General features: G+C 65.1%; 13 protein-coding genes and 2 riboswitches. Of the genes, 10 read left to right on the top strand and 3 right to left on the bottom strand.

What is annotated here, in order from left to right:
• Window positions 1-49: 49 nt before the first annotated feature.
• Complete coding sequence (locus ACK56M_RS10680; RefSeq protein WP_013971993.1) at window positions 50-784, bottom strand: peptidase C39 family protein; 735 nt, start codon at window positions 782-784, stop codon at window positions 50-52.
• 165 nt (window positions 785-949) lie between these two features.
• On the opposite strand from ACK56M_RS10680, the gene ACK56M_RS10675 reads away from it, so the two are divergent.
• On the top strand, window positions 950-1,126 hold the full coding sequence (locus ACK56M_RS10675) for a hypothetical protein (RefSeq protein ID WP_015269782.1): 177 nt from the start codon (window positions 950-952) through the stop codon (window positions 1,124-1,126).
• Window positions 1,127-1,259: 133 nt separating this feature from the next.
• On the opposite strand, the gene ACK56M_RS10670 is transcribed toward ACK56M_RS10675, so the two are convergent.
• Window positions 1,260-2,012 (bottom strand): TerC family protein, encoded by a 753-nt coding sequence (locus ACK56M_RS10670; RefSeq protein WP_003260907.1) that lies wholly within the window; start codon window positions 2,010-2,012, stop codon window positions 1,260-1,262.
• Between the two features lie 29 nt (window positions 2,013-2,041).
• On the bottom strand, window positions 2,042-2,281 hold the full coding sequence (locus ACK56M_RS10665; RefSeq protein WP_015269781.1) for a hypothetical protein: 240 nt from the start codon (window positions 2,279-2,281) through the stop codon (window positions 2,042-2,044).
• A 134-nt stretch (window positions 2,282-2,415) separates the two neighbouring features.
• Here ACK56M_RS10665 and nhaR point away from each other — a divergent pair, with 134 nt between their 5' ends.
• From nhaR to ACK56M_RS10620, 9 genes are all read left to right on the top strand, one after another.
• Window positions 2,416-3,309, top strand: a complete 894-nt coding sequence (nhaR, locus tag ACK56M_RS10660; protein WP_013971990.1) for a transcriptional activator NhaR — start codon at window positions 2,416-2,418, stop codon at window positions 3,307-3,309.
• Between the two features lie 34 nt (window positions 3,310-3,343).
• Window positions 3,344-3,552, top strand: a riboswitch (cobalamin riboswitch).
• Between the two features lie 108 nt (window positions 3,553-3,660).
• The gene (locus ACK56M_RS10655) at window positions 3,661-5,787 is read left to right on the top strand and encodes a TonB-dependent receptor (RefSeq protein ID WP_411959450.1); all 2,127 of its coding nucleotides are present in this window, start codon (window positions 3,661-3,663) and stop codon (window positions 5,785-5,787) included.
• Between the two features lie 290 nt (window positions 5,788-6,077).
• Window positions 6,078-7,244, top strand: a complete 1,167-nt coding sequence (locus ACK56M_RS10650) for a DUF1624 domain-containing protein (RefSeq protein ID WP_236222388.1) — start codon at window positions 6,078-6,080, stop codon at window positions 7,242-7,244.
• A 28-nt stretch (window positions 7,245-7,272) separates the two neighbouring features.
• Window positions 7,273-7,471, top strand: a riboswitch (cobalamin riboswitch).
• A 110-nt stretch (window positions 7,472-7,581) separates the two neighbouring features.
• Window positions 7,582-8,592: an ABC transporter substrate-binding protein gene (locus tag ACK56M_RS10645; protein ID WP_015269777.1), complete on the top strand. Its 1,011-nt coding sequence runs from the start codon at window positions 7,582-7,584 to the stop codon at window positions 8,590-8,592.
• On the top strand, window positions 8,592-9,608 hold the full coding sequence (locus ACK56M_RS10640) for a FecCD family ABC transporter permease (protein WP_054572697.1): 1,017 nt from the start codon (window positions 8,592-8,594) through the stop codon (window positions 9,606-9,608). The genes ACK56M_RS10645 and ACK56M_RS10640 overlap by 1 nt, the downstream gene beginning before the upstream one ends.
• Window positions 9,605-10,393 carry an ABC transporter ATP-binding protein gene (locus ACK56M_RS10635; RefSeq protein WP_280167907.1) on the top strand — a complete coding sequence of 263 codons (789 nt, stop codon included), beginning with the start codon at window positions 9,605-9,607 and terminating at the stop codon, window positions 10,391-10,393. The genes ACK56M_RS10640 and ACK56M_RS10635 overlap by 4 nt, the downstream gene beginning before the upstream one ends.
• Window positions 10,394-10,409: 16 nt before the next feature.
• Window positions 10,410-11,747, top strand: a complete 1,338-nt coding sequence (locus ACK56M_RS10630) for an OprD family porin (protein ID WP_054572699.1) — start codon at window positions 10,410-10,412, stop codon at window positions 11,745-11,747.
• 204 nt (window positions 11,748-11,951) lie between these two features.
• Window positions 11,952-12,431, top strand: a complete 480-nt coding sequence (locus ACK56M_RS10625; RefSeq protein ID WP_061302684.1) for a hypothetical protein — start codon at window positions 11,952-11,954, stop codon at window positions 12,429-12,431.
• A 78-nt stretch (window positions 12,432-12,509) separates the two neighbouring features.
• Complete coding sequence (locus tag ACK56M_RS10620) at window positions 12,510-14,081, top strand: sensor domain-containing diguanylate cyclase (protein WP_054572701.1); 1,572 nt, start codon at window positions 12,510-12,512, stop codon at window positions 14,079-14,081.
• Window positions 14,082-14,172 lie beyond the last annotated feature (91 nt).

Raw genomic sequence — 14,172 nt, 5'->3', positions numbered from 1 at the left:
GGTCCCTGTGGGAGCGGGCGTGCCCGCGAAAGGGCCGGTACAGACAAAGCTATTTGTTCAGGCTACTCACAGCCTGCTTCGCCGCAATCTCCTGCCCCGCCCGGGCCAGTTCATCGGCAGCCTGCAACCAGCGCTGGCGGTCCACCTGGGCTGGCAGCTGCCGAGGTGGCTGCACCAGCACCGCCCAGCTCCCAAGCTTCGCCCACGCCGAGGCAAAGTCATCGAACGCCATCAACTGCCGCCGGTGCATGCCCGAGCGCAACAGCACCCGCTGCTTGTAGCGGTCGTAGCCGATCAGCACGGCGTAGCGTGGCTCGCTCCACCAGGCCGAACCATCCTCGTAACGCAGCAGCACCGGGTTGCCCGCCGCCACCTGGGTCAACAGCGCGTCCAGCTGCTTGTCCAGCGGATACACCACCATGCCGTAGTCGCGCGCCACCCGGGGGATGCCGGTGTCCAGGGCCTCGGCGCCCTGCGGCAGGTTCAGCGGCTTGTCCAGCAGCCCCGGCGTGATCGGAGCCCCCTGTTGCGACAGCACCGCCGCCAATGCCATGGCCCCGCTGTGGTTGGCGTTGCCACGGTAGAACGGCACGCTGCTGATCTCGACCCGCTGCGGCAGGCCCTTGAGGTTGCCGGAGGGTGCGCTGGCGCAACCGGCCAGGCTGGCTGCAACCAGGCAGGCAGCCAGCAGCCGACGAGGGATGGTCTTGAAGGAAGGTTGCTGCATGGACACTCGCTTGCTCCAACGCCGGGCAGGCAGCGCCCGGCTCTGGCCACCGATCATAGGTCGGACAGCGGCGCGGGTATAGTCCGACACCGCTTAGGAGCAAATCGGACCAAGCAATAGACCTTTGGTCAATGGAACGTCACAGGCGAAAGACTAGACTAAAGCAGTGTCTGGAAGGCCAGCGTCGGCGACCGAGCGCGGCCCGTAGAGATGGAGGCACAGATGAGCCTGACCATGGCAATCCTCATGCTGGTTGGCATGTGGCTGAGCGTTGCAGCCGCCATGCTATGGGGTGTACTGCGTATCGTGCGGCGTCATTCCCACCACCACCTGCCACCGCAAGCCCCCGCCAAGCCACAGCCTGTGCGCCGGTCGCGGCGGCATGCCGGGGTGCACTGACTACAGATTTTCCCTACCCCCATTCGCGGGCTTGCCCGCTCCCACTGGGGCCGCGTAGCTATCTGGCTGACGCGGCACCTGTGGGAGCGGGCAAGCCCGCGAACGGGGCGCGAGCGCCCCGCATTTTTTTACATCAACCTTCAGCCGCCTCACGCTTCAACCGTGCCCGACGGGCCAGGATGTTGAGGATCTCGATCGCCGTCGAGAAGGCCATGGCCGCGTACACATAACCCTTCGGTACATGGGCGCCGAAACCTTCGGCGATCAGCGTCATGCCGATCATGATCAGGAAGCCCAGGGCCAGCATCACCACGGTCGGGTTGTCGTTGATGAAGTTGGCCAACGGGTCGGCGGCCACCATCATGACGATCACGGCAGTGATAACGGCAATGATCATGATAGGCAGGTGCTCGGTCATGCCCACGGCGGTGATGATGCTGTCGACCGAGAAGACGATGTCCAGCAGCAGGATCTGGAAGATCGCCGCGGCAAAGCCCAGGGTAACCGTCGACGACACCTTGGCTTCTTCCTTGGCCCCGTGCGGGTCGACGTTCTCGTGGATTTCCTTGGTCGCCTTCCACAGCAGGAACAGGCCACCGGCAATCAGGATCACGTCCTTCCAGGAGAAGGCATTGCCGAATACTTCAAACACCGGGTCCGTCAGCTGGACGATCCAGGCCACCGTGCTGAGCAAGGCCAGGCGCATGACCAAGGCCATGCTGATACCGATACGGCGCGCCTTGGAGCGGTACTCCACCGGCAGCTTGTTGGTCAGGATGGAGATGAAAATCAGGTTGTCGATGCCCAGCACGACTTCCATGGCCACCAGCGTAGCCAGGGCAACCCAGGCGGTAGGGCTAGCGACGAGTTCCAGCAAGTATTCCATTGTTCAAATCCTGCAGCAGCGGTTGGGGGTCAGATTTCCTGGGTGTCTTCTTTGTTGTCGGCGTCCTTGGGCTTTTGCCCTTCGCTGCCGATGGCCTCGCTCAACGCCTGCTGTGCGGCCTTGTTGGTGTCGTCGATGGCCTGCTTGGCCGACTGTGCGGCCTGGTCGAGCATCTGCTGGGCGGATTTCTCGGCCTGCTCGCAACCGGCCAGGGTGAACAGGGCCAAGGCCAGCACCAGCGGCGTGCCGATGGATTTTAGTTGCAGCATGGGTTCCTCGCTTTTCATGTTCCGGCGGCGTACACGGCGCCTGATGGAGTCGCATTCTAAAGAGCGCAACACATCCGGAAAATTCGTATTTTCAGCGGTTATACTTCGGTTTTTGCGAATCCGGAACGATACCGATGCTCAACTATCGGCAGTTGCACTACTTCTGGGCCGTGGCCAAGACCGGCAGCATCGCCCGCGCCAGCGAACAGTTGAACCTGACCCCGCAAACCATCAGCGGTCAGATCAGCCTGTTCGAGCAGACCTATGGCCTGGAGCTGTTCCAGCGCGTGGGGCGCCAGCTGGAACTGACCGAAACCGGGCGCCAGACGCTGATCTATGCCGAGCAGATGTTCCAGCTGGGAAGCGAGCTGGAGGCCATGCTGCGGGCCGGCCCGCAGGAGCAGATCCTGTTCCGCGTGGGCGTGGCGGACGTGGTGCCCAAGTCCATCGTCTACCGCCTGCTGGCACCGACCATGGAGCTGGACGACGTTCTGCGCATCAACTGCCGCGAAGACAAGCTCGAACGGCTGCTGGCCGACCTGGCAATCCAGCGCCTGGACCTGGTGATTTCCGACAGCCCTATGCCCAGCCACCTGGACATCAAGGGTTATAGCCAGAAACTGGGCGAGTGTGGGTTGAGCTTCTTCGCCACCCCGGCGCTGGCACACCGCCTGGAAGGCCCCTTCCCCGCCTGCCTGCAGGATGCGCCATTGCTTATCCCCGGGCAGGAAACCGTGGTACGCAGCCGCCTGCTGCGCTGGCTGGGTGAGCAGCAGGTGCAGCCACGCATCGTGGGCGAGTTCGATGACAGTGCCTTGATGCAGGCATTCGGGCAGTCGGGCAGCGGCATCTTCGTCGCGCCCAGCGTGATCGCCGAGGAGGTGTGCCGCCAATATGGCGTGGAGCTGATCGGGCAGACCGAGGCGGTGCATGAGTCGTTCTATGCCATTTCGGTGGAGCGCAAGGTCAAGCACCCGGGAATCGTGGCGATTACCGAGGGGGCACGACGAGAGTTGTTTCACTGGTAACAGGCAGAATTGACGCCCCCGCGTTTCAATGGTCATATGCCCGCCAGTTTCAGGTGCCCTGCGCCGCCGCGCGCAGGGTGAAACGGGAAGCCGGTGCGTCGTGTTGCCCACGACAAGTCCGGCGCTGCCCCCGCAACGGTAAGCGAGCGAACCCTTCGAGATACCACTGTGCACATGCATGGGAAGGTGAAGGTTTCATGCCCCTCGCAAGCCCGGAGACCGGCCTGGAGCTTCACTTGGCAACCCGCGGTGGGCGGGCGCAGGCCGGTATCCGTGCGTGCGCCTGCGTGCACGGTGCGCCTTTGCGTGTTTTCCACCGGGATCCATTCATTCCTGCAGTAGTGGAACGACATGTCCCGTATCTTCAAGCTTCACCCCTTGGCGGCCTGCCTGGCCGTTTCCCTGCCGGCCCTGGCCGATGACCTCGAGCGACAACCACTGGCCCTGCCCTCCACGGCCATCACCGACACCCTAGACAGCCACGCCATCGACCTGGCCACCCCGACCCAGGCTGGCTCGCGCCTGGGCCTCAGCGCCCTGGAGACACCGGCCAGCACCAGCAGCATCAGCGCCGAGCAGATCCAGCAGCGCAACAACCTGACCGTGCAGGACGCGGTGACCCGCTCAGCGGGCATCAGCTACATCGGCTCCCCGGGCGACGGCGGCACGGGGTTGTCCGCCCGCGGTTTTACCGGGCACGGCTCGGTGATGAACTTGTTCGACGGCGCACGCCTATACACCGGTGCCGGCACCCAGACGTTCCCGGTCAACCCGTGGATGGTCGAGCGCATCGATGTCATTCGCGGCCCGGCTTCGGTGCTGTATGGCGAAGGCGCCACCGGGGCGGTGGTCAACGTGATCCCGAAAAAGCCGTTTGCCGGCGAGGTACGCAACCACCTGCGCCTGGGCTACGGTTCGTGGGACCGCCAGCAGCTCGGCCTGGACAGCGGCGGCAGCCTCGGTGAGCGCCTGAGCTACCGCCTGGCCCTGAACCAGCAAACCGGTAACGGTTGGGTCGACCGCACCCCGTCACGCAGCCTGGCGCTGAGCGCCGCGCTGCGCTTCGATGCCAGCGACGACCTCAGCTTCACCCTCGCTCACGACCGTGGCGATGCGCAGCCTGCCAACTACTACGGCACCCCGCTGATCGACGGCCACTACCGCAGCAGCCTGCGTAACAAGAACTACAACGTGCAGGACGACGTGCAGCATTACGTCGATGAATGGACCCGCCTGAATACCGACTGGACGTTGAACGACCACCTCAGCGCCAGCAACCAGCTGTACTACATCAAGAGCCGCCGTCACTGGTGCAATGCCGAGGAATACAGCTGGGATGCCGGGCGCCAGCAGCTGCTGCGCGGCAGCTACCTGCAGATCAAGCACAACCAGGAACAGTTCGGCGACCGACAGGCCTTCACCCTCGACCACAGGCTGTTTGGCCTGGCCAGCAAGACCGTGGTCGGCGCCGAGTACAACAAGGTCCGCTTCAACGTCGACAGCAACGCGCCCTACAACGATGTGGGCGGTGACTACGTCGACCCTTGGCAGCCGCAACCAGGCTGGTTCCACAGCGCGTCGCCTCTGCGCCCGCAAACGCTCTCTACCACCCACACCTTTGCCCTGTTTGCCGAAAACCGCCTGCAGTTGAGCGATCGCCTGTCGCTGGTCACCGGCGTGCGCCGCGACCAGAACCACATCGACCAGGAAAAACTGACCACCGACAGCCGCAGCGACCGCAGCCTGCAAGGCGGCAACTGGCGTGCCGGGCTGGTGTTCGCGGTCAGCGACGACCTGTCGCTGTATGGCCAGTACTCCACCAGCGAGGATGGGGTCGACAACCTCATCAGCCTCAGCGCCAACCAGATGCACTACGACCTGACCGAGGCCAGGCAGACCGAAGTGGGCCTGAAGCAGCGCTTCTGGGAAGGGCGTGGCGAATGGACATTGGCGGCCTACCACATCGTCAAGAAGAAGCTGCTGGTGGATGACCCGGTCACCCACGAGAAGCAACAGGCTGGCCAGCAGACGTCCGACGGCCTGGAGGCAACCCTGGAACTGGCGCTGGCGCACCAGTGGCAGGTGTCGGCCAACGCGGCGATCGTGCGCGCAAGGTACGACGACTTCGACGAAATGGTCGGCGGCGTGGCGCAGGATCGTGCGGGCAATCGCCCGGCCAATGTCCCGCGGCGTACCGCCAACCTGTGGCTGAGCAAAGGCTTCGGCCAGCGGCTGGAGGCCGGCATTGGCGCGCGTTATGTGGACGAGCGCTATGCCAATACCGCCAACACCCAGAGCGCCCCCGGCTACACCGTGGTCGATGCCGACATCGGCTGGCAGGTGTTGCCGGATGTGCGGCTGGGGTTGCAGTTGAACAACCTGTTCGACCGTGAGTATGTGCAGTCGGCGTTCAGTGGCCAGCAGTGGCTGATGGGGATGCCACGGTCGTACTTTGCGACGGTGGATTACAGCTTCTGATCTGAACTGCCTGCACCGGCCTCTTCGCGGGCTTGCCCGCTCCCACAGGAGTACCGCTGCCCTCAGGCCCGATGAGAAACCTTTGTAGGAGCAGCCTTGTGCTGCGAAGAGGCCATAACTGCCACAGAAAAGCTTCTGTCATGCCGCCCCCTTCGCAGCACAAGGCTGCTCCTACAGGTCCGCTGGGTAGCCGCGAAGAGATCGCTCAACACAGAAACCACTACCCGACGCCGAACAAATAGTTATAAGATAACGTTTCAGTTGACATCCATTCCTATCAGCGACCTCCCATGACAAGCGCCAGCGCCAACCCCACCCTGGTCACCCAGCGCCTGCAGAGCATCGACGCCCTGCGCGGCCTGGTAATCCTGTTCATGCTCCTGGACCACGTTCGTGAAACCTTCTTCCTGCACCGGCAGGTCAGTGACCCGATGGCCATTGATACCACCGAGCCCACGCTGTTCTTCAGCCGCACCCTGGCCCACCTGTGCGCGCCGGTGTTCGTCTTGCTGACCGGCCTTTCAGCCTGGCTGTACGGCGAGAAACACCAGGGCCGCGGCGATGTCTCGGCATTCCTGTTCAAGCGCGGGCTGTTCCTGGTGGTGCTGGAGTTCACCCTGGTCAACTTCGCCTGGACCTTCCAGCTGCCGCCCAGCGTCATCTACCTGCAAGTGATCTGGGCCATCGGCGTGAGCATGATCGCCCTGTCGCTGCTGGTGTGGTTGCCACGTGCCGCCCTGATCGCCGCGGGCGCAATCATCATCGCCGGCCACAACCTGCTCGATGGCCTGCACTTCGGCGTCGAATCCGCCCTGCACGTGCCATGGGCGATCCTGCATGACCGGGGCTGGCTGGAGTTCTCCGAAAACCTGCGCCTGCGCACCTCCTACCCGGTGCTGCCGTGGATCGGGGTCATCGCCCTGGGCTACGGCCTGGGCCCTTGGTTCGCCCGTGCCAGCGAGGCCGGCCAGCGTCAGCATCGCCTGCTGCTGGCCGGGCTGATCGCGCTGCTGGGCTTTGTCGTGCTGCGCCTGGTCAACGGCTACGGCGAGGCGCCGTGGAGCGTTTACCCGACCGTCACGCAAACCCTGATGAGCTTCTTCAACATCACCAAGTACCCGCCATCGCTGCTGTTCCTGGCCCTGACCCTGGGCTGTGGCCTGCTGTTGCTGCGCGCCTTCGAACGCGCCGGCCAGGCCCGCTGGATCAGTGCCCTGGCGGTGTTCGGCGCGGCACCGATGTTCTTCTACCTGCTGCACCTGTATGTGCTGAAGCTGCTGTACCTGGCCAGCGTGGCGCTGTTCGGCCGCAACCATGGTGACTACTTCGGCTTCGATGGCATCGCCGCGGTGTGGCTGGGGGCAGTGCTGCTGGCAGTTTCGCTGTACCTGCCGGTGCGCTGGTTCGCCCGCCTGAAGGCGCGGCGGCGCGACATCACCTGGCTGAAGTACTTCTGAAAAGCGTTTTCACCCGGCGGCACGATGGTCTACCATGCCGGCCGCCGGTTTCCACCACGGAATCAATAGGGAATCCCAGGCCCGCCAATTCGGGCCAAACGGAACTGCCCCCGCAACTGTAGGTGCCGAGCCTGCTCCATCAATGCCACTGGGCCACGAACCCGGGAAGGCCGGAGCCAGGCCATGACGCACCAGTCAGGAGACCTGCCGGCCCACATTCACCAACCGGCGGGGTGTCCGGGATTGGCCATCAGTGTTGCCCCTGCCGCCAGCTGGGGCTCGGCGATGCCTGTCCGTGCGTTCCTCACCCGAACTGTCCGATAGGAGATCGCCCAGCATGCTGCCCCGTTTTGCCACCCTGCTCGCCGGCCTCGGCCTTACCGGCCTGGCCCAGGCTGCTGCCACCCACTACCCGCTGACGGTCGACAACTGCGGCAAGCCGCAAACCTTCGCCCAGGCGCCGCAACGCGCGGTCACCATTGGCCAGGCCAGTACCGAGATGCTCTACGCGCTGGGGCTGGGCGACAAACTGGCGGCCACCTCGCTGTGGTTCAACAATGTGCTGCCCGAGTACCAGGTGCAGAACGCCAAGGTGCCGCGCCTGGCCGACAACGAGCCCAGCTTCGAGGCGGTAGTGGGCAAGCGCCCGCAACTGGTGACGGTGCAGTTCGAATGGATGGTCGGTGCCCAGGGGGCGGTCGCCACCCGCGAACAGTTCGATGAACTGGGCATCCCCACCTACCTGCTGCCATCGGACTGCGAAGGCAAGGACAACCTGGTGGGTGCCGACGGTACTCGCCTGCAGGCGTTTCAGGTCGACACCCTCTACAAGAGCGTCAGCCAGCTGGCGGCAATCTTCGACGTGCAGGACCGTGGCACAGCCCTGAATGCCGAGCTCAGAGGCCGCCTGGACAGTGCCAAGGCGCAACTGGCCGACAAGGACCTGTCCGCCACCTCGGCGCTGTTCTGGTTCTCCAGCGCCGATCTGCACATCGACCCCTATGTGGCGGGCCGTCAGGGGGTCGCCGATTTCATGCTGCGCACCCTTGGCGTGCGCAACGTGGTCGAGTCCAGCGAAGAATGGCCGACCGTAGGCTGGGAAACTCTGGCCAAGGCCAACCCCACCTGGCTGATCATTGCCCGCATGGACCGCCGCCGCTACCCCGCCGACGACTACCAGAAGAAGCTGGCATTCCTGCGTAGCGACCCGGTAACGCGCAACATGGACGCGGTGAAGCACGACCGCATCATCATCCTCGACGCCGACGCCATGCAGGCCGGCATTCGCTTGTTCAGCGGCCTGCAGACGCTGGCCGCTGCCTTCGCCAGCGGCAAAGCAGCCCAGTAATGATGCGCCTGCTACCCTGCATCGCCGTTGCCCTGGCCGCCCTGTTGGCGGCCCTGCTGGCCGGCACCGCCATCGGCGAAACCAACCTGTCGCCCGGCGTGGTCGGCCAGGTACTGGCCAACCACCTGTGGCAGGCCGGCTACCCGGTCGACCCGATCGACGCCGGCATCGTCTGGAACTACCGCCTGCCCCGCACCCTGGTTGCCGCAGCCTGCGGCGCCGGCCTGGCCACCTGCGGCGTGATCCTCCAGGCACTGTTGCGCAACCCGTTGGCCGAGCCTTACCTGCTGGGCCTGTCTGCCGGCGCCTCGACCGGTGCGGTGCTGGTGGGCCTGCTGGGCTTCGGCAGCCTGGCGCTGAGCATGTCCGGCGGCGCGTTCATCGGTGCCCTGGCAGCGTTCGCTTTGGTTCTGATGCTGGCCCGGGCAGCCGGCCCCAGCAGCAACAATGCCCAGGTGATCCTTGCCGGGATCGCCGGCTCGCAACTGTTCAACGCCCTTACCGCCTTCCTCATCACCATGTCGGCCACCGCCGAGCAGGCGCGCGGCATCCTGTTCTGGCTGCTGGGCAACCTCAGTGGTGTACGTTGGCCTTCGGTGTGGCTGGCCGTGCCAGTTGTACTGTTCGGGCTGTTGGTGTGCCTGTGGCATCGCCGTGCCTTGGATGCCTTCACCTTCGGTGCCGACTCGGCGGCGTCGCTGGGCATCCCGGTGCGGCGTACCCAGTTGCTGCTGATCAGCTGCGCGGCGCTGGTGACCGCCGTGATGGTGTCCATCGTCGGCGCCATCGGTTTTGTCGGGCTGGTGATCCCCCATGCCCTGCGCCTGCTGCTCGGCCCCGGGCACAGCCGCCTGCTGCCCGCCAGCGCATTGGGCGGGGCACTGTTCCTGATTGCCGCCGACATCCTGTCGCGCATCTTGATCCCTGGCCAGGTGATCCCCGTGGGCGTAGTCACAGCGCTGCTCGGCGCACCGGTCTTCGCGCTGATCCTGGTCAGCCGCCGGGGGCGCCCATGACGGTCATGACGGCGCTACAGGTGGCCCCCTTGAGTTGCCAGAACCTGGGGCTGCAACTGGCCGGCAATACCGTGCTCAGCGATATCGAACTGAGCGTTGTCGCCGGTGAAACCCTGGGCGTCGTCGGCCCCAACGGTTCCGGCAAGTCCTCGCTGCTGAAGGTGCTGGCCGGGCTGCGCAAGCCAGGCAACGGCAGCGTGCAGTTGCTGGGCGAACCGCTGGCACGGTTGCCCCGCCGCCGTGTTGCCCAGGCCTTGGCGCTGGTCGAACAGCAGGCCGACACCCTCGATGCGATCAGCGTGTTCGATGCCGTTGCCCTGGGCCGCACCCCCTGGCTGTCGGTGCTGGCGCCGTTCTCCCGGGAAGACCGTGCGATCGTCGAGCAGGCCTTGGCCGACCTCGACGCTTTGCACCTGCGCGCACGCCTTTGGGGGTCGCTGTCCGGGGGCGAGCGCCAGCGGGTGCACATCGCCCGAGCCCTGGCACAGCGGCCGCAGGTGCTGCTGCTGGACGAGCCGACCAACCACCTGGATATCCAGCACCAGCTGAGCCTGTTGCAACAGGTGCAGGCCCTGCCGGTGACCACCCTGGTGGCCCTGCACGACCTCAATCAGGCGCTCACCTGCGACCGCGTCGCGGTGCTCGACAAAGGCCGCCTGGTCGCCCTCGGCAAACCGCTGGAGGTGCTCACCCCCGAGCGCCTGCTGAACACTTTCGGCGTGCGCGCCCACTACCTCATCGACCCCTTCGACGGCGCGCACATCCTGCGTTTGCGCGCCCCCTGAACAGGAAGTTCTGCCTATGCCGCGCCGTGTCGCCCTGCTGCTCGCCAGCGCCCTGCTCGCGCCCCCTGCGCTGGCCGACTCCGCCCAGTCGCAAAGCAACGGTTTTGTCGAGGATGGCCGCTGGAGCCTGCTCAACCGCAGCGTATTCGACCAGCGCGACTACAAGCATGGCGGGCGCAACAGTGCCGGGCGCAACGCCTACAAGCCGCGCGATGAACGTAGCGGCAAGGCCGAGGAATGGGCCTATGGCCTGATGGGCACCTTCCGGTCCGGTTTCACCCAGGGGCTGATCGGTGTCGGGGTCGACGCCCACGCCTACCTGGGCGTGCAACTCGACAGCGGTGGCGGGCGCGTGGGCAAGGCACGCTTGCTCGGGGTGGATAACGAGGGGCACCCGAAGAACGAATACAGCCGTGCCGGCGCGGCATTGAAACTGCGCGTGTCCAATACCGTGCTGTCCTACGGCGAGCAACGGGTCAAGACCCCGGTGTTCAGTTCATCCGATAGCCGCCTGCTACCCGAGACAGCGACCGGGTTCTTCCTTGACAGCACCGAGTTCGACCACCTCAGGCTGGTGGCCGGGCACTTCAACGAAAACACCGACCGCAATGCTTCCAGCCACGATCAAGGCTTCGTGGTGAACTACTCCAATGGCCGCCAAGGCAACAGCTTCGACCTGGCCGGCGTGGTGTGGAACCCCGGCGCCGCCAGCGGTAGCCTGTACACCTCACGTTACCAGGACAGCTGGAACCAGCATTACCTGGGCAGCACCCTAAGCCATGCCCTGGATGAGCGACGCAGCCTCACCCTCGACCTCAACCTGTACCGCACCACCGACACCGGCAAGGCGCTGTCCGGGCGCATCGACAACACCACCTGGAGCCTGGTCTCGCGTTACGACCATGGGCCGCACGGTTTCAGCCTGGGCTGGCAGCAGGTGGACGGCAACACACCGTTCGACTACGTGACGCGAGGGGCGATCTTCATTGCCAACGCGGTGCAGATGTCGGACTTCAACGCGCCAAACGAAAAGTCGTGGCAGGCGCGCTATGACCTGAACATGGGCGCCTACGGCGTGCCGGGGTTGAACCTGACGGCGTTGTACGTGCGCGGGTTCGATATCGACGGCAGCCATGTCGACCCTGCGGGAGGGTATGCCTACCTGGGGTATGGCAAGGGGGGCAAGCATTGGGAGCGCGACCTGGAGGCACGCTATGTGGTGCAGAGCGGCAAGGCCAAAGGCACCGCGTTTTCGCTGCGGCATAACGTGCATCGGGGCAATACGGCACAGGCGGAGCTGGATGGGGACCAGATACGCTTGGCGGTGGAATGGCCGTTGGGGGGTGGGTTCTGATGTTTCGCGTTGCCTGAATGGGGCTGCATTGCAGCCCATCGCGACACAAGGCCGCTCAGGGGATTCGCGCAAAGATCCGGCCAGGCGCGCTCCCTGTAGGAGCGGCCTTGTGTCGCGATGGGCCGCACAGCGGCCCCCAAAATCCATCAGGCGACCACAACTGCCGTATAATCGGCAGCACTCACTGCCCAACCAGGCCACACCATGCCTCGCCTCCAGAAGTTGCTGTTGCCCCTGCTGCTGACTGCAGCCCTCACCGCCTGCGACCAGAAACCCTCCCGCGAAGAACAGATCCTGGCCCAGCTGCCGCTGCAGGATGCCTACACGCACAACATCGAGCGCATGGCCGCGCTGCTCGGCCGCACGCACCCGCAGCTGTCGCAGGCGACCATCCAGGGCGTGCTGCGCAAGCACCTGACGGTCGAGGACCAGCGCCAGGACCTGTTCCGCCTGTACAGCGAAAAGAACTTCAGCGATGCCGAGTTCGCCACCATCGTCGAGGCCACCCAGGACCCGGCGAAGGCCCGCGCCCTGGAAGACACCGAGGCCGGCAAACGCCTGAGCGAGAAGCTCACTGCCCTGATGCGCGAATCGGCCCGCGACGCAAAGGTGCAGGCCTTGGCGCAGCAGCGCATGCAACAGGTTGAAGACGAGCTGGACGCGCTGGAAAACGCAGGCTCCTGAACGCAGTTCCCCACTGCGCCCATAACGCGTAATGTTGCCCACATTTCGTAGCCGGTTTTTGATCACTCGAGGTCAGGATTGCCACACACCAAGCACGGACTGCGCCTGGATCTACGCACACTCATTCTGGTGCTTTGCGCCCTTACCGCCGTGGTGATGCTGTGCGCCAGCTATTTCGCCAGCTACCGGGTGCAACGCCAGTTGCTGATCGACCACGCCCTGGAAGCCAACCGGGTGTATGCGATGAAGCTGGCCAGCATTACCGAGACTTTTATCGACAACGCCTTGCAACAGCTGTCGTTCAGCGCGGGCGTGCAAGGCCGCCAGCTGGGTGACGCCGTCGCCCTGCAGGCGGAGGCCGAGCGTGTCCTGAGCCAGAGCATGGCCTTCAATTCCACGTTCGTGATCGATGCAAACGGGGTGCTGCTGGCGATTTCTCCCGCCCCCTTGCGGCACCTGGTCGGCAGGCACATGCATTCTCCCGGTGTCCAGGAAGCGCTACAGGCGCGCCGCCCACTGGTGTCGACGCCCTACATTTCGGCGGCCAACAACCTGGTGGTGGCGCTGTCGCAACCCATTTACGACAGCAACGGCCGCTACCTGGGGTATGTCGGCGGCAGCCTGTACCTGCGTGAACGCAACATTCTCAACAGCCTGCTGGGCGAGCATTTCTACAAGGACGGTTCCTACCTGTACGTGGTCGACCGCAACCGCCGTCTGCTGTACCACCCCGACAGTCAGCGGGTGGGTACGGTGGTTGAGGGCAATGCACTGATCGACCAGCTGGCGGGCCTGGGCAATGGTACCCGGCAATTGACCAACAGCCTCGGCGTGGAAATGCTCGCCGGATACGCCACCGTGCCCAGCGCCGGTTGGGGCGTGGTGGCGCAGCAGCCGCTGACCCAGACGGTGATGCCACTGAGCCATCTGATCCTCAACGTGGTCGGCACCTCCGCGCCGTTGGCACTCGTGGGCAGCATGCTGCTGTGGTGGCTGGCCATGACCATCGCTCGGCCGCTGTGGCAGCTGGCCGCCGGTGCCCGCTCGATGGATCGGGCCGGCACTGCCGAACGCCTGCATCGGGTACCGGCCTGGTATTTCGAGGCGGCCGAGTTGAAGCGTGCGCTGCTGTTCGGGCTGAACCTGCTGCATGAGCGCATCGGTCGGCTCAACCGCGACGCCCAGACCGACCCGCTGACCGGCCTGGGCAACCGCCGCAGCCTGGAGTTCAGCCTGTCGCTGCTGGAAGCCGAAGGCCGGGCGTTTGCGGCCATCGTGCTGGATGTCGACCATTTCAAGCGGGTAAACGACTGCCACGGGCACGAGGTGGGTGACCAGGTGTTGCGCCGGTTGGCGGAGCTGATGCGCCGCTGCTGCCGCGAGGGTGACCTGCTGTGCCGCACCGGCGGCGAGGAGTTCCTGATGCTGCTGCCAGGGGCTAGCCTGGACGTTGCTGCAGGGGTGGCCGAGCGGCTGCGGCTAACGGTGCAGGATACGCCGGTGGAGCCGGTGGGCGCGGTGACGGTGTCGCTGGGGGTGGCGCATTGGGATGGCGAGGCCGAGAGCGAACCGGGGGATGCGTTCAGCGAGGCTGACCGGGCGCTTTACCGGGCCAAGCAGGAGGGGCGCAATCGGGTGGTTGTTGCCTGAGCGCCCTTGCTTGCCTGTTCCGGCCCTTTCGCGGGCACGCCCGCTCCCACAGATGATGCGCCACCCTTGGGGGCAACAGAGTTCCTGTGGG

Origin of the sequence: Pseudomonas sp. s4, from assembly GCF_046764235.1 — a bacterium.
Lineage (GTDB): Bacteria > Pseudomonadota > Gammaproteobacteria > Pseudomonadales > Pseudomonadaceae > Aquipseudomonas > Aquipseudomonas asiatica.
Note: the sequence above shows the minus strand (reverse complement) of the source record. Positions and strands in the feature narration are given on the sequence as shown.